This is a genomic window from Streptomyces sp. B15 (assembly GCF_018070605.1).
Lineage (GTDB): Bacteria > Actinomycetota > Actinomycetes > Streptomycetales > Streptomycetaceae > Streptomyces > Streptomyces smyrnaeus.
Map to the genome: position 1 here is coordinate 281,613 of NZ_JAGPXJ010000001.1, position 22,093 is coordinate 303,705.

General features: G+C 71.2%; 16 protein-coding genes. 10 read left to right on the top strand and 6 right to left on the bottom strand.

The window, feature by feature from the left end; genetic code table 11:
• Window positions 1-2: 2 nt before the first annotated feature.
• From KBY19_RS01310 to KBY19_RS01320, 3 genes are all read left to right on the top strand, one after another.
• Window positions 3-1,574 (top strand): dihydrolipoamide acetyltransferase family protein, encoded by a 1,572-nt coding sequence (locus KBY19_RS01310; protein ID WP_210964922.1) that lies wholly within the window; start codon window positions 3-5, stop codon window positions 1,572-1,574.
• A 132-nt stretch (window positions 1,575-1,706) separates the two neighbouring features.
• The gene (locus KBY19_RS01315; RefSeq protein WP_099882927.1) at window positions 1,707-2,417 is read left to right on the top strand and encodes a GntR family transcriptional regulator; all 711 of its coding nucleotides are present in this window, start codon (window positions 1,707-1,709) and stop codon (window positions 2,415-2,417) included.
• The gene (locus tag KBY19_RS01320; protein WP_099882929.1) at window positions 2,414-3,736 is read left to right on the top strand and encodes a nitrate/nitrite transporter; all 1,323 of its coding nucleotides are present in this window, start codon (window positions 2,414-2,416) and stop codon (window positions 3,734-3,736) included. Before KBY19_RS01315 ends, KBY19_RS01320 begins: the two co-directional genes overlap by 4 nt.
• Window positions 3,737-3,892: 156 nt before the next feature.
• On the opposite strand, the gene KBY19_RS01325 is transcribed toward KBY19_RS01320, so the two are convergent.
• On the bottom strand, window positions 3,893-4,726 hold the full coding sequence (locus KBY19_RS01325) for a maleylpyruvate isomerase family mycothiol-dependent enzyme (protein ID WP_099882931.1): 834 nt from the start codon (window positions 4,724-4,726) through the stop codon (window positions 3,893-3,895).
• A 155-nt stretch (window positions 4,727-4,881) separates the two neighbouring features.
• Here KBY19_RS01325 and KBY19_RS01330 point away from each other — a divergent pair, with 155 nt between their 5' ends.
• Window positions 4,882-5,679, top strand: a complete 798-nt coding sequence (locus KBY19_RS01330) for a carbon-nitrogen family hydrolase (RefSeq protein ID WP_185017634.1) — start codon at window positions 4,882-4,884, stop codon at window positions 5,677-5,679.
• Window positions 5,680-5,764: 85 nt separating this feature from the next.
• Window positions 5,765-7,675: an NHL domain-containing thioredoxin family protein gene (locus KBY19_RS01335; protein WP_210964923.1), complete on the top strand. Its 1,911-nt coding sequence runs from the start codon at window positions 5,765-5,767 to the stop codon at window positions 7,673-7,675.
• 34 nt (window positions 7,676-7,709) lie between these two features.
• Here KBY19_RS01335 and KBY19_RS01340 read toward each other — a convergent pair whose 3' ends face one another.
• The 3 genes from KBY19_RS01340 to KBY19_RS01350 all read right to left on the bottom strand — a co-directional run bounded on the left by KBY19_RS01340 (window position 7,710) and on the right by KBY19_RS01350 (window position 11,335).
• On the bottom strand, window positions 7,710-7,937 hold the full coding sequence (locus KBY19_RS01340) for a hypothetical protein (RefSeq protein WP_099882935.1): 228 nt from the start codon (window positions 7,935-7,937) through the stop codon (window positions 7,710-7,712).
• A 118-nt stretch (window positions 7,938-8,055) separates the two neighbouring features.
• The gene (locus KBY19_RS01345; RefSeq protein ID WP_099882937.1) at window positions 8,056-9,354 is read right to left on the bottom strand and encodes a M18 family aminopeptidase; all 1,299 of its coding nucleotides are present in this window, start codon (window positions 9,352-9,354) and stop codon (window positions 8,056-8,058) included.
• A 154-nt stretch (window positions 9,355-9,508) separates the two neighbouring features.
• Window positions 9,509-11,335: an acyl-CoA dehydrogenase gene (locus KBY19_RS01350; protein WP_099882939.1), complete on the bottom strand. Its 1,827-nt coding sequence runs from the start codon at window positions 11,333-11,335 to the stop codon at window positions 9,509-9,511.
• Window positions 11,336-11,453: 118 nt separating this feature from the next.
• Here KBY19_RS01350 and KBY19_RS01355 point away from each other — a divergent pair, with 118 nt between their 5' ends.
• Window positions 11,454-12,026, top strand: coding sequence for an SseB family protein (locus KBY19_RS01355; protein WP_099882940.1), 573 nt, complete (start codon window positions 11,454-11,456; stop codon window positions 12,024-12,026).
• 126 nt (window positions 12,027-12,152) lie between these two features.
• Here the strand turns inward: KBY19_RS01355 and KBY19_RS01360 are convergent, their stop codons facing one another.
• Complete coding sequence (locus KBY19_RS01360) at window positions 12,153-14,678, bottom strand: SpoIIE family protein phosphatase (protein WP_210964924.1); 2,526 nt, start codon at window positions 14,676-14,678, stop codon at window positions 12,153-12,155.
• 119 nt (window positions 14,679-14,797) lie between these two features.
• On the opposite strand from KBY19_RS01360, the gene aspS reads away from it, so the two are divergent.
• Both aspS and KBY19_RS01370 read left to right on the top strand, forming a co-directional pair.
• Window positions 14,798-16,576, top strand: coding sequence for an aspartate--tRNA ligase (aspS, locus tag KBY19_RS01365; RefSeq protein WP_210964940.1), 1,779 nt, complete (start codon window positions 14,798-14,800; stop codon window positions 16,574-16,576).
• A 127-nt stretch (window positions 16,577-16,703) separates the two neighbouring features.
• Window positions 16,704-17,291: a Uma2 family endonuclease gene (locus KBY19_RS01370; protein ID WP_210955918.1), complete on the top strand. Its 588-nt coding sequence runs from the start codon at window positions 16,704-16,706 to the stop codon at window positions 17,289-17,291.
• Window positions 17,292-17,347: 56 nt separating this feature from the next.
• Here the strand turns inward: KBY19_RS01370 and metG are convergent, their stop codons facing one another.
• On the bottom strand, window positions 17,348-18,958 hold the full coding sequence (gene metG / locus KBY19_RS01375; protein WP_185017637.1) for a methionine--tRNA ligase: 1,611 nt from the start codon (window positions 18,956-18,958) through the stop codon (window positions 17,348-17,350).
• A 395-nt stretch (window positions 18,959-19,353) separates the two neighbouring features.
• On the opposite strand from metG, the gene KBY19_RS01380 reads away from it, so the two are divergent.
• Together KBY19_RS01380 and KBY19_RS01385 are read left to right on the top strand one after the other, a co-directional pair.
• Window positions 19,354-19,656, top strand: a complete 303-nt coding sequence (locus KBY19_RS01380; protein ID WP_307842442.1) for a hypothetical protein — start codon at window positions 19,354-19,356, stop codon at window positions 19,654-19,656.
• Window positions 19,657-19,823: 167 nt separating this feature from the next.
• Complete coding sequence (locus KBY19_RS01385; protein ID WP_210955919.1) at window positions 19,824-21,914, top strand: PhoX family phosphatase; 2,091 nt, start codon at window positions 19,824-19,826, stop codon at window positions 21,912-21,914.
• Window positions 21,915-22,093 lie beyond the last annotated feature (179 nt).

Consider the following 22,093-nt stretch of genomic DNA (forward strand, 5'->3'; position numbering starts at 1 on the left):
CGATGACAAACAGCGCACAGACCGGGCAGACGGCCGCCGGTGTCCGTGAGTTCAAGATGCCCGACGTGGGCGAAGGGCTGACGGAGGCCGAGATCCTCAAGTGGTACGTCCGGCCCGGTGACACCGTCACCGACGGGCAGGTCGTCTGCGAGGTGGAGACGGCCAAGGCCGCGGTCGAACTGCCCATCCCCTTCAACGGGCTCGTGCACGAGCTGCGGTTCGAGGAGGGCACGACGGTCGACGTCGGCACCCCGATCATCACGGTGGACACCGGCGGCCCGGCCACCGGCACCGGCGCGGGTGACGCCTCGGCTGCCCAGCCCGCGATGGAGACCGGAGCCGGCGCGGCTGCTCAGGTCGCCGAGGAGGCGGCAGCCGCATCCACGGAGACCGCCGCCACGGAGACCGCCGCCACGGGTGCCGCCGCCACAGGGGCCGAGGCGGAGGCCGAGCCGGAGGGGCGGCAGCCCGTGCTGGTCGGCTACGGCGTCGGGACCAGCTCCACCAAGCGGCGCCCCCGCAAGCCGGTGCCCGGAGCCGGGGCTCCCCCGGCCTCCGGCCCGGAGGCCCCCTCGGCCTCTGCCGCTCCGGCCCCCGCCGCTCCGGCCCCCGCCGCTCCGGCTCCCGCCGTGGAGCCGGGCAGCAACGGGCACGGCGCGGCGCGTCCGCTGGCCAAGCCCCCGGTGCGCAAGCTGGCCAAGGACCTGGGCGTCGATCTGACCGCCGTCACCCCGACCGGCCCGGACGGCATCATCACCCGGGACGACGTGCACGCGGCCGCCGCTCCCCCGGAGACCGGCCCCGCCCCCACCGCACCGGAGCCGACGGCTGCCCCGGCGGCCGCAGCGGCGGCCGAGCCGGCCGCTGCCGGTGCCCGGGAGACCCGTATCCCCGTCAAGGGCGTACGGAAGGCCACGGCGCAGGCGATGGTGGACAGCGCGTTCACGGCGCCGCACGTCACCGAGTTCGTGACCGTGGACGTCACCCGGACGATGAAGCTCGTCTCCGAGCTCAAGCAGGACCCGGACATGGCGGGGGTGCGGGTCAACCCGCTGCTGTTCGTCGCCAAGGCGTTCCTGCTGGCGATCCGCCGCAACCCGGAGGTCAACGCCTCCTGGGACGAGGAGCGCCAGGAGATCGTCCGCAAGCACTACGTCAATCTCGGTATCGCGGCGGCCACGCCGCGTGGGCTGATCGTCCCCAACGTCAAGGACGCTCAGGACAAGACCCTGCCCGAACTGGCGTCCGCTCTCGGCGAGCTGGTGACCACCGCGCGGGAGGGCCGGACGAGCCCCGCCGCGATGAGCGGGGGCACGGTGACGATCACCAATGTCGGGGTCTTCGGGGTGGACACGGGGACACCGATCCTCAACCGCGGCGAGTCCGCGATCCTGGCCTTCGGTCAGATCCGTGAGCAGCCGTGGGTGCACAAGGGCAAGGTCAAGCCGCGCCATGTCACCACGCTGGCGCTCTCCTTCGACCACCGCCTGGTCGACGGTGAGCTGGGCTCCAAGGTCCTGGCCGACATCGCGGCCGTCCTTGAGCGCCCCAAGAGGCTGATGACCTGGGGCTGATCCCCCGCACCTTCGTGGGCTCCGCCCCTGGGACCCGTCCGGTCCCAGGGGCGGAGCCCTGTGCTGTTTGCGTCCCCGTCCACATGGCGGAAGCCGCCCCATGCGTATCCCTGTTGTATCTATGGTGTGCGCATGGCTTCCCCCACGCCCGTCACCGCACAAGGTTCCAAGGACGCGCGGCGGCAGCCCGCCGCCGAGCGGGTGTACGCCCACGTCAAGCAGGCCGTACTGGAACGGCGCTACGAAGGGGGCCTGCTGCTGACCGAGGGCGAGCTCGCCGAGGCTGTCGGAGTCTCCCGCACCCCGGTGCGCGAAGGGCTGCTCCGTCTCGAAGTGGAGGGCCTCATCCGGCTGTACCCGAAGAAGGGTGCCCTGGTGCTGCCGGTCTCCGCGCAGGAGATCGAGGACGTCGTGGAGACCCGCCTGCTCGTGGAGCAGCACGCGGTCCGCCGCGCGGTCCCCGTCTCCCAAGCGCTGGTCGACCGGCTGGAGGAGACCCTGGCCGAGCAGATCGCTCACGCTGAGGCAGGCGACCTGGCCGCCGTCTCGGCCGCCGACCGCTGCTTCCACGCCACCATCGTCGAGGCCACCGGCAATCAGATCCTCACCCGCCTCTACGACCAGCTCCGGGACCGCCAACTGCGGATGGGGGTCGCCGTGATGCACGCGCACCCGGACCGGATCGCGAAGAACATCACCGAGCACGCGGACATCCTGCGCACCCTGCGCGAGGGTGACAGCGAGGCGGCGGCGCAGGCGGTGCACCAGCATGTGAGCCGCGTACGGCATCTGGTGCGCGGCGAGGATCTCAGGGGTCTCGACCGGCACGGTGATCCGCGATGAGCACGACACCGTCAGCGGCCGTCCGGCTGCCCGGTGATCCGCCGGGCGGCCCTCGTGCGATGTGGGTGTGGGGCATCGGCGTCGCGGTCTACTTCGTCGCCATCACCTTCCGAACCAGCCTCGGGGTGGCGGGCATCGACGCGGCCCACCGCTTCGACATCAACGCCTCCGCGCTCTCCAGCTTCTCGATCCTCCAGTTGCTGGTGTACGCGGGGATGCAGATACCCGTGGGCCTGCTGGTGGACCGCTGGGGGACCCGCCGTGTCCTGCTGCTGGGCATCCTGCTGTTCACCGCAGGCCAGTTCGGCTTCGCCCTCTCGTCCTCGTACGGGACGGCGCTGGCCTTCCGCGCGCTGCTGGGATGCGGCGACGCGATGACGTTCATCGCCGTGCTGCGGCTGGGCGCACGCTGGTTCCCCGCGCGCCGGGGGCCGGTGATAGCGCAGGTCGCCGCGTTGATCGGGATGTCCGGCAACCTCGTCACCACGCTGGTGCTGGCGCGGGTCCTGGAGGCGTTCGGCTGGACGGCGACGTTCGCGGGCAGCGCGGCGGGCGGCCTTGTCGTCCTGCTGCTGGTGGTCTTCTTCCTGCGCGATCACCCGGAGGGCTTCGAGCCCCCGGCCGTGCCCAAGGGCGGCGACGGCGCGCCGGGCCCGGGCTTCGTACGGCGACAGATCACCGCGGCGTGGCGGGAGCCGGGCACCCGGGCCGGTATGTGGGTGCACTTCACCTGCCAGTTCCCGGGCATGGTCTTCCTGCTGCTGTGGGGCATGCCCTTCCTGGTGCAGGCCCAGGGGCTGGACAAGGGGACGGCCGGCGAACTGCTGACGCTCGTCGTGGTCTCCAACATGTGCTGCGGGCTGGTGTACGGGCAGGTCATCGCCCGCCACCACGCCGCCCGCACCCCGCTGGTGCTCGGCACCGTCGCCGCCACCGCGGCGGCGTGGGCGGCGACCCTGGCCTGGCCGGGTCAGGCGCCGATGTGGCTGCTGGTGCTGCTGTGTGTCGTGCTCGGCGCGTGCGGGCCCGGCTCCATGATCGGCTTCGACTTCTCCCGACCCGCCAACCCGCCCGAGCGGCACGGCACCGCCTCCGGCATCGTCAACATGGGCGGCTTCACCGCGTCCATGACGACGCTGTTCGCTGTCGGTGTACTGCTCGACCTGACAGGGGACAACTTCCGGATCGCCTTCGCCGGCGTCTTCGTCCTCCAGGCCCTCGGCCTGGTGCAGTTCGCCCGGCTGCGCGGGCGCGCGGTGCGCCGGGAGCGGGAACGCGTGGTGGCCAGCCGCGTTGAGGCCGTCCACGTTCCTGTGTGACCCGCGGGGTGCCCCTCAGGGGCGCGGGGAACTGCGCGATCAGCCACAACCGACCCGCAGTCGGCAGAAGTCGGGAAGGGGCTGCCCCTGTCCCGCCGTTGCGGATCAACGGCGCGTTCGCAGTTGCGCGCGCAGTTCCCCGCGCCCCTAACGGGCTTACGGCGTCACCGAAAAGTGCCTCAGAACGGCGGCAGCCAGATCAGCGTCCCCGTCGACCTTCACCTGCTCAGCGACAGCCTCCGCCCGTACGCGGCCCGCGGCGAGCCGGGAGTAGATCTCCCAGTCCATCGCGAGGGTGGCGGCGGGGCCCAGCGAGACACTGCCGTCCACGCTGCCGTTGCCGGACTGGTCGACCCGGACGGTGCGCATGAACTCCACCGGGCCGCTCACATCGAAGACCACCGCGCTGTTCGGCGGCGCCCCGGCGTCCTTGGCGACGACCTTCGGCAGCCCGGCGAGGAACACGTCCCGCGCCACGTGGGCGCCGGGGGAGTCGAGGTTGCCCGGCTTGTCGAGCGCGCGCCGCAGGTCCTGCTCGTGCACCCACACGTCGAAGGCGCGCAGCATCAGCTGGCGCTCCAGCGGCAGTTTGCGGGGGCCGAACGGCAGCACGCTGTTGACCTCGGCCTCCGGGCCACGCTTCTCGTTCCGCAGCTGCCGCGAGCGGCGGATGAGCGTGTACTCGAATTCGCTGGTCATCTCCGGACCGGTGTGGTGCCGCCGCACATCCACCTGCACTTCCATATGGCGGCTGACCTCGTCCCGGACGTGGTAGATGTCGCGCGGCAGCGAGTGGATCGGCCGGGGGTCCCCCAGCAGCTCGCACTCGATCCCGATGATGTGGGAGACCACATCGCGGACCGACCACCCCGGGCAATCGGTCCGCCCGTTCCACTCCCCTTCCACAAGCGGAGTGACCAGCTCGGATATTGCTTCCATGGACTGCGTCCAGGCGTCAACGTAGGGCTGAAGGCTTGGGTGGTCGGTCACGGGACCCCTCGGCGTTGCGGTTCGTTCGCGGGCTGGACAGGGCAGGGTGCTGATGCTGGGTGCTCTCAAGTTACGCTGCGCCCGGGCACCCCGGCAGTGCTTTTGGGACGATGCTAGGCCCAATCGCCCCCCTCGATCGCATGGACGGTGGTACGGTGCGCGCTTCGCTTCTGCAGATTCACGTAGACCCGGACGAGTCGGTTGATTCCCGACGGGATCGGGTGTCTTCCCTCGTACGCGCCCAATCCGGTGCCGACTTGGTGGTACTGCCCGAGTTGTGGCCCGTCGGCGCCTTCGCGTACGAGCGGTTCGCCGCCGAGGCCGAGGAGGCGGATCCGGCCACGGGGCCGACGGCGCTCGCCATGTCGGCGGCGGCCCGCGACGCCGGCGTATGGCTGCACGCGGGCTCCATCGTGGAGAAGGGCACCGAGGGCGGCGCCCTCTACAACACCTCGCTGGTCTTCTCCCCCTCCGGTGAACTGGCCGCCACCTACCGCAAGATCCACCGCTTCGGCTTCGACCGCGGTGAGGCCACCATGATGTCCGCGGGCACCGACCCCGTCACGGTGCCGCACCCGCAGGCCACCCTCGGCCTGGCCACCTGCTACGACCTGCGCTTCCCCGAACTCTTCCGCGCCCTGATCGACGCCGAACCGCACGGCGCCCGCGTCCTGGTCGTGCCCGCGGGCTGGCCCGCCAAGCGGGCCGACCACTGGACCCTCTTCGCCCGCACCCGCGCCGTGGAGAACCAGTGCTTCGTCCTGGCCTGCGGGACGGCCGGCAGCCACGCGGGCGTCGCCCAGGCCGGCCGCAGTGCCGTCATCGACCCCTGGGGCGAGGTCCTGGCGGAGTCCACCGGTACCGAGGAGGCGGTGGTGACCGCCGACCTCGACCTCTCCCAGGTCGACAAGGTCCGCGAGTCCTTCCCCGTCCTCAAGGACCGGGTGCTCTGAGCCCCGGGGACCGGGTGCTCGGAGACCCCGGTCCGGCGCCGGACCTGGGCGCCCCGCGGCCGGCGGGTAGTGGCACGCTTGAGGTATGAGTGACCCCGCTGCCCCTGCCGCCGCATCCGCCCCTTCCGCCACGCCGCGCCGTGCTCGCGTCCGTGCGCCTGAGCTGGTGGGTCGGGGTGGCTGGTTGAACACGGGAGGGAAGGACCTGGCACTGGCCGATCTGCGGGGCCGTGTCGTGGTGCTCGATTTCTGGACCTTCTGCTGCATCAACTGCCTGCACGTCATCGATGAGCTGCGGGAGATGGAGGAGCGGCACAAGGACACGGTGGTCGTCGTCGGGGTGCACTCGCCCAAGTTCGTGCACGAGGCCGAGCACGCAGCCGTGGTGGACGCCGTGGAGCGGTACGAGGTGGCGCACCCGGTGCTGGACGACCCCGAGCTGGCGACGTGGAAGCAGTACGCGGTGCGGGCCTGGCCGACGCTGGTGGTGATCGACCCGGAGGGGTACGTCGTCGCCCAGCACGCCGGTGAGGGGCATGTGCACGCGATCGAGAAGCTGGTCACCGAGCTGGAGGCGGAGCACGAGGCCAAGGGGACGCTGCGGCGGGGGGAGGGCCCGTACAGCCCGCCGGAGCCCGTCGCCACCGATCTGCGCTTCCCCGGCAAGGTGCTGGCCCTGCCGCAGGGCAGCTTCCTCGTCTCCGACACCACGCGGCACCAGCTGGTGGAGCTGGCGGCGGACGGGGAGACCGTGCTGCGGCGTATCGGCGCCGGTGAGCGGGGACTGGTGGACGGTGCCGCGGAGGCGGCGCGGTTCAACGAGCCGCAGGGGCTGGCGCTGCTGCCGGACGGTGCGGTGCTGGTCGCCGACACCGTCAACCACGCGCTGCGCCGCCTCGATCCGGCCACCGGCGCGGTGGTGACGGTTGCGGGAACCGGCGCACAGTGGTGGCAGGGCGCCCCTACGGAGGGTCCCGCGCGGGAGGTGGCGCTCTCCTCGCCGTGGGATGTGGCGTGGTTCGCCGAGCGCGTGTGGATCGCGATGGCCGGGGTGCACCAGCTGTGGACGTACGACCCGGCCGACGGGACCGTGGCCGCCGCCGCGGGGACGACGAACGAGGGGCTGGTGGACGGGCCCGCCGCCGAGGCGTGGTTCGCCCAGCCGTCCGGGCTGGCCGCCGCGACGGACGGCAGCCGGCTGTGGGTCGCCGACTCCGAGACCAGCGCGCTGCGGTGGGTCGAGCGCGAGGGGGACTCCTTCGCGATCCGGACCGCAGTGGGCACCGGGCTCTTCGACTTCGGCCACCGCGACGGCCCGGCCGACCAGGCCCTGTTCCAGCACCCGCTGGGTGTCACCGCGCTGCCCGACGGCTCGGTCGCCGTCTGTGACACCTACAACCACGCGCTGCGCCGCTACGTCCCGGCCACCGGCGCGGTGGGTGAGGTGAGCACGCTGGCCACCGACCTGCGCGAGCCGTCGGGCGCCGTGCCGGCACCCGACGGCTCGGGGGAGGCGGACGGTGCGCCTGAGATCGTCGTCGTCGAGTCGGCGCGGCACCGGCTGACCAGGCTGCGGCTGCCCGAGGACGCCGTACGGGTCGAGGCCGTGGCGCACCGTACGCAGCGCGCCGCCACCGAGGTGGCACCGGGGACGGTGCGGCTCGACGTGGTCTTCCAGCCGCCGGCCGGGCAGAAGCTCGACACCCGCTACGGCCCCGCCACCCGGCTGGTCGTCAGCTCGACCCCGCCCGGCCTGCTCTCGGCCGGCGAGGGGACGGGCACCGACCTGCACCGGGAGGTCCGGCTGAGCGGCGAAGAGGGTACCGAGGGCGTGCTGCACGTCTCGGCGATGGCCGCCTCCTGCGACGAGGAGGGGGAGTTCCCCGCCTGCCATATGCACCAGCAGGACTGGGGAGTGCCGGTGCGGCTGAGCGCACAGGGTGCCGACCGGCTGCCGCTGGTGCTGGCGGGGTTGGACGAGGGGGCCGAGGGCTGACGGCCGAGGCCCCCGGAGCGGCGGAGGTCCCGGCTCACTCCAGGTGGTGCCTGTTGTACTCCTCGACGACCGGCGCACCGGGGGACGGGGGCTCGACGCGGCGGCGCTTGAGGATACTGATGTAGGTGCACAGCCCGATCGTGCCGACGATCAGCAGGATGATGCCCATCAGGTCGATGTTGATCCCGCTGATGTCGAGGTTGACTGCCAGCGCCAGGATTGCCCCCACGGCCATCATGCCAATGCAGATGACGATGCCCATGAGTGTTGCCTCCAAGCTCGATTGAGCCGAACGGCTCCGTGGGACGAGCCCATTCGCTTACCGAGCGCGGGTACCCGGCACACCGGGAGGCAATCAGTGGGCAGCCGGGGCCCGTTCGTCACCCGTCCAGGAACGCGGTGAGGCAGTTGGCCAGCAGATAGGGGTCCTCGGCGCCGCACAACTCCCGCGCGGAGTGCATCGAGAGGATCGCCACGCCGATGTCGACGGTCGTGATCCCGTGCCGGGCCGCGGTGATGGGGCCGATGGTGGTGCCGCAGGGCACGTCGTTGTTGGAGACGAAGCTCTGCCAGGGCACCCCCGCGCGTTCGCAGGCCGCGGCGAAGAGCGCGCGCCCGCTGCCGTCGGTGGAGTACCGCTGGTTGACGTTGACCTTGAGGATCGGGCCGCCGTTGGGCAGCGGGTGGTGGCCCGGCTCGTGCCGTTCGGGGTAGTTGGGGTGCACGGCGTGGCCGGTGTCGGAGGACAGGCAGACGGTGCCCGCCCAGGCGCGGGCGCGCTCGTCGTAGGAGCCGCCCCGTGCGTAGACCGAGCGCTCCAGCACCGAGCCCAGCAGCGGGCCCTCGGCGCCGGTGTCGGACTGGCTGCCGTTCTCCTCGTGGTCGAAGGCGGCCAGCACCGGGATCGTGCCGAGCTCAGCGTCGGCTCCGCGCGCCGCGACGGCGGTGAGCGCCGCGACACCCGCGTGCACCGACAGCAGATTGTCCATCCGGGGACCGGCGACGAGTTCGCGGTCGCGCCCCAGATAGGCCGGGGGCTCGACGCTGTGCGCCATCAGGTCCCAGCCGGTGATCTCATCGGCCGGCAGCCCGTTCTCCTCGGCGAGGAAGCGCAGCAGATCGCCCTCCCGCGGCTGGCCGAGCCCCCACACCGGCGTCATATGGCGCTGCCGGTTCAGCTTGAGTCCGTCGTTGACCTGCCGGTCGAGGTGGATGGCCAGCTGCGGTACGCGCAGCACGGCGCGGTCCACGTTCACCAGATGGGTGGAGCGGTCGCGGAGCGTCAGCCTGCCGCTGAGACCGAGGTCGCGGTCGAGCCAGGTGTTGAGGAGGGCGCCGCCGTAGATCTCGACGGCCACCTGCCGCCAGCCGTGTGCGCCGGTGTCGGGGACGGGCTTGACGCGCAGGTTGGGCGAGTCGGTGTGGGCCCCGATGATGCGGAAGGGGGTGCCGGGGGTGGCGTTCTCGGGTACGTACCACGCGATGAGCGCGCCGCCGCGCAGTACGTACCTGCCGCCGGGCGCCGCGTCCCAGGCCTCGGTCTCCAGGAGCTGGCGGAAACCGGCCTTCTCCAGCCGCGCGGCCGCGTTCGCCACCGCGTGGTACGGGGAGGGGCTGGTGGCGAGGAAGGACAGCAGACCGTCGGTGTGACCGCGGTCGAACGGCGTGGCAGAGCTCATGACCCCACTTTACGGTGCGCCTGGTGGGGCCTCGCCTGGTGAGGGGCTGCCCCTGCCCCGCCGTCGCAGTCTGCGGCTGCGTTGTCGGTTGGCCGCGCAGTTCCCCGCACCCCTTGCGGGGCGCGGGGAACTGCTCCGTGCTTGCCGCGTGAATCTAGAACGCGTTCTCGTCGAGCTCCATGACCGAGAGGTCCACGGCGTCGGCCAGTTCGCGCTGGACGGCGACCTGCGGCAGCACGTTCGCGGCGAAGAACTTCGCCGCGGCGATCTTGCCCTGGTAGAAGGGGACGTCCTTGGCGGCGGCGCCCGCCAGCTTCTCGGCGGCCACGGCGGCGCCGCGCAGCAGCAGGTAGCCGATGACGACATCGCCCGCGGCCATCAGGAAGCGGGTGGTGTTGAGGCCCACCTTGTAGATGGAGTTGACGTCCTTCTCGGTGGCGGCCAGGTCGGTGAGCATGGTGCCGACGATGGCCTCCAGCTCGACGGCGGCCTTGGCGAGGTGGTCGCGGGAGCCGGCCAGCTCCTCGCCGCCCTGGGCCTCGGCGAGGAACTTCTTGATCTCCTCGGAGAGCGCGGTGAGCGCCTGGCCCTGGTCGCGGACGACCTTGCGGAAGAAGAAGTCCTGGCCCTGGATGGCGGTGGTGCCCTCGTAGAGGGTGTCGATCTTGGCGTCCCGGATGTACTGCTCGATCGGGTACTCCTGCAGATAGCCGGAGCCGCCCAGGGTCTGCAGGGACTGCGCCAGCTGCTCGTAGGACTTCTCGGAGCCGTAGCCCTTCACGATCGGCAGCAGCAGGTCGTTGAGGCGGCGCGCGGCGTCCGCGTCCTCGCCGTTGTGCTCCTTGAGCAGGATCTCGTCCTGCACCGCGGCGGTGTACAGCACGAGGGAGCGCATGCCCTCGGCGTACGCCTTCTGCGTCAGCAGGGCGCGGCGTACGTCCGGGTGGTGGGTGATGGTGACGCGCGGCGCGGTCTTGTCGGTGAACTGCGCCAGGTCGGCGCCCTGCACCCGCTCCTTGGCGTACTCCAGCGCGTTGAGGTAGCCGGTGGACAGGGTGGCGATGGCCTTGGTGCCGACCATCATCCGGGCGAACTCGATGATCTTGAACATCTGGCGGATGCCGTCGTGCTTCTCGCCCAGCAGCCAGCCCTTGGCGGGCTGGTTGGCGCCGAAGGTCATCTCGCAGGTGTTGGAGACCTTCAGGCCCATCTTGTGCTCGACGTTGGTGGCGTAGGCGCCGTTGCGCTCGCCGAGCTCGCCGGTCTCCCAGTCGAAGTCGTACTTGGGGACGATGAACAGCGACAGCCCCTTGGTGCCGGGGCCGTGGCCCTCGGGGCGGGCGAGGACGAAGTGCACGATGTTCTCGGACATGTCGTGCTCACCGGAGGTGATGAAGCGCTTGACGCCCTCGATGTGCCAGGTGCCGTCGGCCTGCTGGGTGGCCTTGGTGCGGCCGGCGCCCACGTCCGAGCCGGCGTCCGGCTCGGTGAGCACCATGGTGGAGCCCCACTGCTTCTCGGCCATCAGCTGCGCGATCTTGCGCTGCTCCTCGGTGCCCTCCTCGTGCAGGACACCGGCGAAGGCCGGGCCGGAGGCGTACATCCACACGGCCGGGTTGGAGCCCAGGATCGTCTCGGCGAAGCCCCACAGCAGCGAGCGCGGCGCGGTCGTGCCGCCGATCTCCTCCGGGATGCCCAGGCGCCACCACTCGGCGTCCATATAGGCCTGGTAGCTCTTCTTGAAAGCGGCGGGCACCGGCGCGGTGTTGGTGTCCGGGTCGAAGACCGGCGGGTTGCGGTCACCGTCCTCGAAGGAGGCGGCCAGCTCGTTCTCGGCCAGCCGTGCGATCTCGGACAGCACGTTCTTGGCGGTCTCGACGTCCATCTCCGCGAACGGTCCGGTGCCGTACACCGTGTCGCGCCCGAGCACCTCGAAGAGGTTGAACTCGATGTCGCGGAGATTCGACTTGTAATGCCCCATGGCGACGGCTCCGTAGTGGCTCGCTCGTACTTGTCGGTAGTCCCATAGATGATGCTACCCGTCGGTAATAAGAAGCAACCCCTCGCCACCCTTCTGTGACTCGTTACTCTTCTTAGCTATGTACGGTTACGACCAGACCGGTGCCCCTCCCGGACAGGGCCATGGGCCGCAGCCCGGACAGGGGCACGGCGCGCATGGCTACCAGCACGCCGGGCATGCTTCGCACCCCGGTCAGCAAGGTCACCAGGCACCGCCTCCGCCGTACGGAGCGCAGCAGGGGGCGCCGCAGTACGGCCAGCCGGGCCCGCAGCAGCCGCTCTACCCCGAGCCTTCCCCGCCCTCCCTCCAGGAGGCGATCCGCGCCTTCACCACGGGCTCGATGAGTGCCGAGGACTTCCAGGGCATCTTCTCCACCTCCAAGGTGTACTGCCCGCGCGGCGACACCCCCGGCTTCCTCGCCCTGCACAACACCCAGCAGCCCGTCATCCCGATGTTCAGCACGCTCAAGGAGCTGCGCGCCTACGCGGGCAAGGAGTCGAAGTACTTCGTCATCACCGGCGCCGAGGTCCTCGACCTGCTGCCGTCGGGGTACGGCTTCGTGCTCGACATGGAAGGTGAGCACCGGGTGGTCTTCGACGCCAAGGCGGTCGAGGAGATGGTCGACTTCGCGATGCGGCGGATGTACGGCTGACGCTCCGCTGGTACGCCGCCTCCCATTGCGGGCCTGGCCCCCTGCGGTTCTGAGCAGGGGCTGCCCCTGCCTCGCCGTTGCAGGCTGCGGATGCGTTGTGGTTGCGCGCGCCGTTCCCCACGCCCCTTACGGAGCGCCTCCCTCCCAGAGAGCGAGGGAGGGTTCCATCGGGGTGGCGGTTGTGGGGTCCTGTTCGTGGATCTCGAACCAGATGCACTTGCCCTCGCCCCGCGGGTCCACGCCCCAGTGGTCGGCGAGCATGCCCAGCAGCATCAAGCCGCGCCCCGAGGAGGCGAGTTCGCCCGGAGTGCGGCGATGCGGCAGCTCGTCGCTGGAGTCGGAGACATTGACCCGCAGCGTGCGCACCCCGCCCTCCCGCGGGAGGGTGACCTCCGCGACGAGCACCGCGTCCCCGTCCGTGTGCACCAGCACGTTCGTCAGCATCTCGGAGAGCATCAGCACCGCGCCGTCCACCTGGTCCGGATCGGCCCAGTCGTGCAGCAGGTCGCGCAGCTGGTGGCGGGCGACGGCGATCCGGTCCGGCTGGGCCTGGGCGACGGTCAGCACCGTGCGCCGGGTGGTGACCGGTGCGCCGGCCGCCGGTGGGCCCACCCCGGTGGGGCTGCGGGAGAGCAGCAGCAGCGCGATGTCGTCCTCGCGCCGGTCGGTCAGCGGCCCCGCGCCCGTGGCGCTCCGGGCCGCGCTGTCGCTGCTGCCCTGCACGGCCCGGACGAGCGCGTCGGCGACCTGCTCCAGTGCCGGGCCCCCGCCGACCCTGGGCCCGGCACTGTCGGTCATCTCCTCGACCACCGCGCTCAGCCGCGCCCACCCCGTCTCCAGGTCGTGCCCGCCCGTCTCGATCAGCCCGTCGGTGCACATCAGCAGCCGCTCCCCCGGCTCCAGCACCAACCGGGTGACGGGGTACTCCGTATCGGGGTCGATCCCCAGCGGGAGGCCGCCCGCCGTGGAGCGGACCAGCATCGGGCCGTCCGGCAGCTGCACCGCGGGGTCGAGGTGGCCGGCGCGGGCCACGTCCAGGACACCGGTCTCGGCGTCCACCTCCACGTACAGACAGGTGGCGAAGCGCGGCTCGGCGTACTCGGCCTCCTCCTCCGCGGTGGTGCCGGCCGGCCGTGGAGATTCCGGCGTCGCCTCGGCCGGCGCGGTGGCCGGCGGCGCGTTGACGCGTTCGCCCGCGCTCATCCCGTGCAGGAAGCGGGAGGCGCGGGCGAGCACCGCGTCCGGGTGGTGCCCCTCGGCGGCGTAGGCGCGCACCGCCACCCGCAGCTGGCCCATGACGCCCGCCGCCCGCACGTCGTGGCCCTGGACGTCCCCGATGACCAGCGCGGTACGTCCGGAGGGCAGCGGGATGACGTCGTACCAGTCGCCGCCGATCTGCAGCCCGCCCCCGGTGGGCACATACCGGGCCGCCAGGTCCATACCGGGGAAGGCCGGGCTGTGCGCGGGCCGCATCACCCGCTGCAGCCGGGCCGACAGCTCGCGCTCCGACTCGTTCAGCATGGCCCGGGAGAGCGACTGCGCCAGCATCCGCGCCACCGTCGTCAGCACGGCCCGCTCGTCGGGGGTGAAGGAGACGGGCCGGGCGAAGGCCGCCATCCACGCGCCGATGGTGCGCCCCGCGACGGTCAGCGGCAGAAAGGCCCAGGCGGCGTGGCCCGGCTGGGTCTCCGCGGGGCGCGCGGCCGGGAAGCGCCCCGCGTACTCGTCGGGGCTGTGCAGATAGAGGGCGCGGCCCGTGCGTACCGCCTCGGCGGCCGGATCGTCGTCCGTCAGATGCAGCCGGGAGCCGCTGCCCCGCGGACCGTAGCCACCGCCGGGTACATACGGGTGGCCGGGGCGGGGCGGGGCGCCGGGCGAGGCGCCGTAGACGGTGAGCTGGTCGCCGCTGACGACGAAGACGGCGAGTGCCTCGGGGGAGAAGCCGGGCATGGCCAGTGACGAGGCCACCCGCAGCACGTCGGCCGTGGTGTACGCCTCGGCCAGTGCGCGCCCGGTGTCCAGCAGGAACGCCTCCCGGTTGCGCCGCCAGTCCCACTCGACCGCCGGTCCGCGCGCCGGGCCGCGGGAGGTGCCCGGGGTCGCCGGGGCCCCGGTGGCGGTCGGCGGTCGGGCTTCGGCCCTGCCCCCGCCCGTGGCCGGGCCGCCGCGCCCGTGCGCCGGGGGAGCCGGCCGCCGCGGGTCGTCCGGACGGGCGGCGGCGCTCTCCGGCTCGGGCACCTCGTAGAGCAGGCCGGTGAGGGCGGCGGTGTACTCGGGGGCACCCTCGCCCCGCGCGGCGGCCCGAGGGGCGCCGGGGGTGGCCGGGACCGGGCGTACGACCACCCGCACGGTCCGCTCCACCTGCCCCTGGGCGTCCACCACCCGCAGCAGCGCCTCGGCCGGGGAGTCCTCCGCGAGGGCCAGGGTGACGATGCCCTGGAAACCGACGTAGTCGACGGCGTGCAGATGGGAGCGGACCGCGCTGCCGGACAGGGTGATGTGGGCGTCCGTACGCGCATCCGCGGACTCGGCGGCCTCGTCGGCGACCCCGAGAAGGCGGGCCGCGCGGGCATCGAGCGTCACCAGACCTGTGGCGTTGTCCCAGGTCCACAGCCCGGCGCCCAGGACCGCCAGGGCGTCATCGGTGCGCATTGCACCACTTTATGCGCAGTTCGTGGGGTTGCGGAAACGGGGGCGAAGGAGGGTGGCCCAGGGCGGTAGTCTGAGGGGTACTCCACTGTGACCCCTGAGCCGAACGACTTGGATGAATGATGCATCGGTACCGGTCCCACACCTGCGGCGAGCTTCGCGCCACGGACGTCGGCACTGACGTCCGGCTGAGCGGCTGGCTGCACAATCGCCGGAACCTGGGCGGCATCCTCTTCATCGATCTGCGCGACCACTACGGCATCGTCCAGCTCGTGGTCCGCGACGAGTCGAGCGAGATCAACGAGAAGCTCAGCTCGCTGGCCAAGGAGACCGTCCTGCGGGTGGACGGCAGGGTCACCGCCCGCGGCGCGGAGAACGTCAACCCCGAACTGCCCACCGGCGAGATCGAGGTGGAGGTCTCCCAGGTCGAGGTGCTGGGCGGTGCCGAGCAGATCCCCTTCACCATCAACGCCGAGGACGGCGTCAACGAGGAGCGACGCCTGGAGTACCGCTTCCTCGACCTGCGCCGCGAGCGCATGCACCGCAATGTGATGCTGCGCAGCAAGGTCATCGCCGCCATCCGCGAGAAGATGGTGGCCCAGGGCTTCAACGAGCTGGCGACCCCGATCCTGTCGGCCACCTCGCCCGAGGGCGCCCGCGACTTCCTGGTCCCCTCCCGGCTGCACGCCGGCAAGTTCTACGCGCTGCCGCAGGCGCCGCAGCAGTTCAAGCAGCTGCTGATGATCGCCGGGTTCGACCGCTACTTCCAGATCGCGCCCTGCTTCCGCGACGAGGACGCCCGCGCGGACCGCTCGCCGGGCGAGTTCTACCAGCTCGACATGGAGATGAGCTTCGTCGAGCAGGAGGATGTCTTCGGCGTCATCGAGACGGTGATGACCGAGCTGTTCCAGGAGCTGGGCGAGGGTCGCGAGGTCACCTCGCCGTTCCCGCGCATCCCCTTCCGCGAGGCCATGGTCAAGTACGGCTCGGACAAGCCGGACCTGCGCGCGCGGCTGGAGCTGACCGATGTCTCGGACATCTTCGCCGGCTCCGGCTTCAAGGCGTTCGCCGACAAGCACGTACGCGCCCTGCCGGTGCCGGACACCGCGGACCAGCCGCGCAAGTTCTTCGACTCGCTGGGCGACTTCGCCGTCGAACAGGGTGCCAAGGGCCTGGCCTGGGTGCGGGTCGCCGAGGACGGATCGCTCTCCGGCCCCATCGCCAAGTTCCTCACCGACGACAACGTCAAGGCGCTCACCGACGCGCTGGGCCTGACCCCCGGTCACGCGGTCTTCTTCGGCGCAGGCGAGTTCGACGAGGTCTCCAAGATCATGGGCGCTGTCCGGGTCGAGGCCGCCAAGCGCGCCGGGCACTTCGAGGAGAACGTCTTCCGGTTCTGCTGGATCGTGGACTTCCCGATGTTCGAGAAGGACGAGGAGACCGGCAAGATCGAGTTCTCCCACAACCCGTTCTCCATGCCGCAGGGCGGCCTGGAGGCGCTGCGCACCAAGGACCCGCTGGACATCCTCGCCTGGCAGTACGACATCGTCTGCAACGGCGTCGAGCTGTCCTCCGGCGCCATCCGTAACCACGAGCCGGAGATCATGTTCGAGGCCTTCGGGATCGCGGGCTACTCCCAGGAGGAGGTCGAGCGGGAGTTCGGCGGCATGCTGCGCGCCTTCCGCTTCGGCGCCCCGCCGCACGGCGGTATCGCCCCCGGCATCGACCGCATCGTGATGCTGCTCGCGGACGAGCCCAACATCCGCGAGACCATCGCCTTCCCCCTCAACAACAACGCCCTCGACCTGATGATGGGCGCCCCCAGCGAGGTCGACGAAGCGCGGCTGCGGGAGCTCCACCTGTCGCTGCGGAAGCCTCCGCAGGTGAAGCCGGCGCAGTAGGGCGCGGCGCGCGCTTTTTGGCAACGCCACAGGCCCGGGTCCTTCGTGCAGGACCCGGGCCTGTGGCATGCCCGATACTGTGAAGGCATACGCAGCCTGCCCGGCCGCCGAGTGGAGGCGAACGATCATGACGGTGCCCGCCCTGAGCCCCCGTCCCGGCAACCTGCGCGAGGTCGCGGAGGAGATCGAGAGGGCGACCGGCCTGCGCGTGGAGATTCTGGGAGGGAAGCTCGTGATGTCCCCGACCCCGTGTGGCAAGCACGCGGGAACCATCAAGAGGCTGTCACGGCAGCTCTCGCCCCAGCTCCCCGACGGGCTCGACGTGTACGAGATGTCATCCATCGCCCTCCCCGACGATCCGGACGACTACTGCACCCCGGATCTCATCGTCCTGCCCATCGAGTGGGAGGAGGACGACGCATGGCTCGTCGATCCCGGCGATGTCGAGCTGGCCGTCGAGGTGATCTCCAAGTCGGAGAAGACGAAGGACGTCAGCGCGAAAAACGGCTGGTACGCGGCGGCCGGTGTGCGCACACTGCTCGTCCTCGACCCGCGCGGCGGTGACTGGGCGCTCTACACCCATCCCCGGGACGGTGAGTACCAAGGAGTACTACGCGGCAAGTACGGCGATGAGCTGCTGCTGCCCGCGCCGTTCAGCCAGCCCGTCGACACGGCGTGTCTGCCGGTGTACGGGGATGGGGCCCGGCCCGCGTAGCAATGGCCTGGGCCCCATCCTCTGGACGAGGATGGGGCCCGAGGTCCTCCTCAGCTCTACTTCGTCTCCTCCAGCCGCGGGAAGAGTGCCGCGCCCTTGGTGACCGTCGTCCCGGCGGGGAGCCTGCCCCACTCGCCGGCCTGTGCGACGCGCTGCTCGGACAGCGGGCCCAGCGCCGGTTCGGCGCCCAGGGTCTCCCACAGCTTGGCGCTGGAGTCGGGCATCACCGCGTTGAGCAGTACCGCACAGGCGCGCAGTGAGTCGGCCGCGGTGTAGAGGATGGTGGCCAGCCGCTCCTGCGCCTCCGCGGAGGTGTCCTTGGCGACCTTCCACGGCGCCTGCTCGGTGAGATAGCCGTTGACCTGCTTGATGAAGTCGAAGATCGCGGCGATGCCGCCCGCGAAGTCGAGCTGCTCGCCGATCCTCTCGTCCGCCTCGCGGACGGCCTTGGCCAGCCCGTCGGCGACGGCCTGCTCGGCCTCGCCGTGTGCGGTGGCCTCCGGCAGCGCGCCGTCGAAGTACTTGCCGACCATGGCGGCCACCCGGGAGGCCAGGTTGCCGTAGTCGTTGGCGAGCTCGCTGGTGTAGCGGGCCGAGAAGTCCTCCCAGGAGAAGGAGCCGTCCTGGCCGAAGGCGATGGCGCGCAGGAAGTACCAGCGGTAGGCGTCCACACCGAAGTGGTCCGTCAGCTCGTGCGGCGAGATGCCCGTCAGGTTCGACTTGGACATCTTCTCGCCGCCGACCATCAGCCAGCCGTTGGCGACGACCCGCTTGGGCAGCGGCAGCCCGTTGGCCATCAGCATCGCGGGCCAGATCACCGCGTGGAAGCGGAGGATGTCCTTACCGACGAGGTGCACGTCGGCGGGGAAGGTCTCGTCGAACTTCTGCTGGTCGGAGCCGTAGCCCACGGCCGTCGCGTAGTTGAGCAGGGCGTCGATCCACACATAGATGACGTGCTTGTCGTCCCAGGGGATCTTGACGCCCCAGTCGAAGGTGGAGCGGGAGATCGACAGGTCCTCCAGGCCCTGGCGGACGAACTGCATGACCTCGTTGCGCGCCGACTCGGGCTGGATGAACTCCGGGTGCGCCTCGTAGTGCTCCAGCAGCTTCTCGCCGTAGGCGGAGAGCTTGAAGAAGTAGTTCTCCTCCTGAAGCATCTCCACGGGCTTCTTGTGGATGGGACACAGCTTCTGTCCCGCGTACTCCCCTTCTCCGTCGAGGAGTTCGCCGTAGGTCTTGTACTCCTCGCAGGGTACGCAGTACGGGCCCTCGTAGCCGCCCTGGTAGATCTCCCCGCGGTCGTACAGATCCTGTACGAACTCCTGGACGCGGTCGGTGTGCCGCTTCTCCGTGGTGCGGATGAAGTCGTCATTCGCGATCCGCAGATGTTCCCAGAGGGGTTTCCACGACTCCTCGACGAGTTTGTCGCACCATTCGCGCGGACTGACCCCGTTGGCCTCCGCCGTGCGCATGATCTTCTGACCGTGCTCGTCCGTGCCGGTGAGGTACCACACCTTCTCGCCGCGCTGGCGGTGCCAGCGGGTGAGCACGTCGCCTGCGACGGTCGTATAGGCGTGGCCCAGGTGGGGAGCGTCGTTCACGTAGTAAATGGGCGTCGAGACGTAGTACGCCCCGTGCCCCGTCTGCTCTGATCCAGTGGCCGCCATACCCGAATCCTATCGGCCGGGTGCCAGCCCTTTTCCCGCCCCGCTCCCAGCCTCGCTCGCCGCCTGCCTCCCTCGGCCGCCCGCCCGGCGTTTCCGCAGCCCCCGGCCACGCTGCGTCAAGGAGACGAGCCGCGGGTCACCCCTGACGGGGGCCGTCGCGGGAGAAGAACAACGGTCATCGAACGGCTACATGCGTGCACGAAGACGGCGACGATCGCTCAATCACGGGCTCGATGCGGGCACGATGCGGCGTGGGCGGAGCGTTGGCCCCTTGACGGGGGTGTCGGCCGCGGCAGATGCCGCCCCGCCGAGGGGACGACGCACGGTGATGTGTCGGCGCGTCGTGTGCAATGTGGCGGTCGAGCGACGACAGTGATGGCGAAGGAGGTGGCAGCGTGCAGTCCGAGGGGCCCAACCCGGGCACGTGTTGCCGCTGCGATCTGCCGGTGCGGCACCGGGCCCTGATCGCGATCATCGAGACGGGCTCCGGGCCCGGCGGCAGCGCGTACGCGTGTCTGCCGTGCGCCCGCGACTATGCGAAGACCTCGCTCGCCCCCGAGTGGATCGGCGAGACGATCGCCCACGCGGAGACCATGCGGATGGTGTGGGACGACGAGGGGGAGCAGCCCCACGAGTCGAACGACGAATCCGACCCCGCCACCTGGCGCCCCCTCCCCCCTCGGGCCCCGCGGCCCTGACGGCGTGGCGGCTTGAGGACCCGGGTGGGGGGCGTGTTCACCCGGGATTCATGCTGAGGTCGTTCTCCCGCGTATCCGTGCCCATAGCGTCACGGCGGCGTACGGCGTACAAGCGCAGACCGCGCACCGCCCACCGCGCAGACCGCGCACAGACCGGAGGAACGACGATGCGAAAGCCGCTGCCGCTGCTCACTTCGCACCCCACGGGAAGATCAGCGATGACCTGCCGCTACCGCTGCGGCGACGCCTGCTTCCACGAGGTGCCCAACACCAGCTCGAACGAGTACGCCGGTGACGTCATCGCCCGGGCCCTCTCGCGCCGGTCGGTGCTGCGCGCGGGTGCCGTTGTCGGTGTCGCCGCCGCCGCGGGTACCGGGCTGGCCGGTCCGGGTGCCGAGTCCGCCTCCGCCGCCGTCCCGGCGGGCAAGGGTCCCAAGCCAGGCAGGCCGCACGGCCGGGCGGCCAAGGGCTTGCGGTTCGAGCCGGTCGCGCCGAACACCGCGGACAAGGTGACGGTGCCGAAGGGGTACGAGCAGAACATCGTCATCCGCTGGGGCGAACCGATTCTACGCGGGGCGCCGGACTTCGACCCCGAGCGGCAGAGCGCCAAGGCGCAGGCGGGGCAGTTCGGCTACAACAACGACTTCCTCACCCTGCTGCCGCTCTCCTCGCGGCACCGCGGCCACGGCGCCGACCAGCTGCTGGTGGCCAACCACGAGTACACGGACGAGGTGCTGATGTTCGCCGGGTACGACCCGGAGAAGCCCACCCGTGAGCAGGTCGAGATCGCCTGGGCCGCGCACGGCCTGTCCGTCGTCGCCGTTTCCGGTGAGCGCCGTACGGGCGCGCTGCGCGCCGTGCCCCGCCACCCGCTCAACCGCCGGGTGACCGCCACCACGCCGTTCGAGCTCACGGGCCCGGCGGCGGGCAGCCCGCTGTTGCGCACCAAGGCCGACCCGCGCGGGCGCCGGGTGCTGGGCACCCTCAACAACTGCGCCGGCGGCACCACGCCCTGGGGCACGGTGCTCTCCGGCGAGGAGAACTTCAACCAGTACTTCGCCAACGCGGAGAAGGTGACCGACCCGGAGCGGGCCGCCACCCTCAAGCGCTACGGCGTCACCGGCGGCGCCAGCGAGCGGCGCTGGGAGGAGTTCGACGAGCGGTTCGACCTGACCGAGGAACCGAACGAGGTGCACCGCTTCGGCTGGGTGGTCGAGCTGGACCCGTACGACCCCGACTCCACGCCGCGCAAGCACACCGCGCTGGGGCGCTTCAAGCACGAGGCGGCCCAGCCGCGGCTGTCCCGGGACGGGCACGCGGTCGTCTACATGGGCGACGACGAGCGCTTCGACTACTTCTACAAGTTCGTCTCGAAGAAGACGATGCGCCGCGGCCACAGCGCGGCCGACCGGCGCCACAACCTGTCCCTGCTGGACGAGGGCACCCTCTATGTCGCCAAGCTGACCGGGGACAGCCCGGCCGAGGAGATGGACGGCACCGGCACGCTGCCCGAGGACGGCGAGTTCGACGGCACCGGCCGGTGGATCCCGCTGGCCAGCGGCGACCGGTCGTACGTGGAGGGCATGACGGCCGAGGAGGTGTACGTCTTCACCCGGATGGCCGCCGACAAGGCCGGCGCCACCAAGATGGACCGCCCCGAGGACATCGAGCCCAGTCCGCGCACGGGCCGGGTCTATGTGGCGCTGACCAACAACACCGACCGGGGCAAGGAGGGCAAGCCGGGGGCGGACGAGGCCAACCCGCGCCACGGCAACAAGCACGGGCAGGTGCTGGAGTTCGCCGAGCGGGGCAACGACCCCAGGGCGCGGTCCTTCTCCTGGCGGCTCTTCCTGGTCTGCGGCGACCCGGAGGACCCGGGCACCTACTTCGGCGGTTTCCCCAAGGACCAGGTCAGCCCGATCTCCTGCCCGGACAACGTGACGTTCGACGACTTCGGCAATCTGTGGCTGTCCACGGACGGCAACAAGCTGGGCTCGCACGACGGACTCTTCGGCGTGGCCACGGCCGGTTCGCGGCGCGGCGAGGTCCGGCAGTTCCTGACCGTCCCGACGGGTGCCGAGACGTGCGGCCCGCTGGTGCAGGACCGGCGGGTGCTGGTCGCCGTCCAGCACCCGGGTGAGGTGGACGGTGCCTCGGTGGAGAAGCCCGCCTCCAGCTGGCCGGACGGCCCGGGCTCGTACGTCCGCCCCGCGGTGGTGGCCGTCTGGCCGAAGGACGGCTCCGACGTCGGACGGTGAGGACCGGCAGCAAGCGTGGGAGTGGGCCCCGTCGGCGGTGACCGGCGGGGCCCGCGCCGTGCGGTGGCGGGCCCCGGTCGCCCGTGCGAGGGTGACCAGAGGGACAAGGGGCCACGAAAGTGCCGTATCGGGTATCAGGCGGAACGCCCACCATCACGCCAACCACGCCAACCTCGCGG

Coding starts and splice junctions, on each gene's coding strand:
- KBY19_RS01310 (WP_210964922.1), top strand. CDS start 3: ATGACAAACAGCGCACAGACCGGGCAGACGGCCGCCGGTGTCCGTGAG.
- KBY19_RS01315 (WP_099882927.1), top strand. CDS start 1,707: ATGGCTTCCCCCACGCCCGTCACCGCACAAGGTTCCAAGGACGCGCGG.
- KBY19_RS01320 (WP_099882929.1), top strand. CDS start 2,414: ATGAGCACGACACCGTCAGCGGCCGTCCGGCTGCCCGGTGATCCGCCG.
- KBY19_RS01335 (WP_210964923.1), top strand. CDS start 5,765: ATGAGTGACCCCGCTGCCCCTGCCGCCGCATCCGCCCCTTCCGCCACG.
- KBY19_RS01340 (WP_099882935.1), bottom strand. CDS start 7,937: ATGGGCATCGTCATCTGCATTGGCATGATGGCCGTGGGGGCAATCCTG.
- KBY19_RS01345 (WP_099882937.1), bottom strand. CDS start 9,354: ATGAGCTCTGCCACGCCGTTCGACCGCGGTCACACCGACGGTCTGCTG.
- KBY19_RS01350 (WP_099882939.1), bottom strand. CDS start 11,335: ATGGGGCATTACAAGTCGAATCTCCGCGACATCGAGTTCAACCTCTTC.
- KBY19_RS01355 (WP_099882940.1), top strand. CDS start 11,454: ATGTACGGTTACGACCAGACCGGTGCCCCTCCCGGACAGGGCCATGGG.
- KBY19_RS01360 (WP_210964924.1), bottom strand. CDS start 14,678: ATGCGCACCGATGACGCCCTGGCGGTCCTGGGCGCCGGGCTGTGGACC.
- aspS (WP_210964940.1), top strand. CDS start 14,798: ATGCATCGGTACCGGTCCCACACCTGCGGCGAGCTTCGCGCCACGGAC.
- KBY19_RS01370 (WP_210955918.1), top strand. CDS start 16,704: ATGACGGTGCCCGCCCTGAGCCCCCGTCCCGGCAACCTGCGCGAGGTC.
- metG (WP_185017637.1), bottom strand. CDS start 18,958: ATGGCGGCCACTGGATCAGAGCAGACGGGGCACGGGGCGTACTACGTC.
- KBY19_RS01385 (WP_210955919.1), top strand. CDS start 19,824: ATGCGAAAGCCGCTGCCGCTGCTCACTTCGCACCCCACGGGAAGATCA.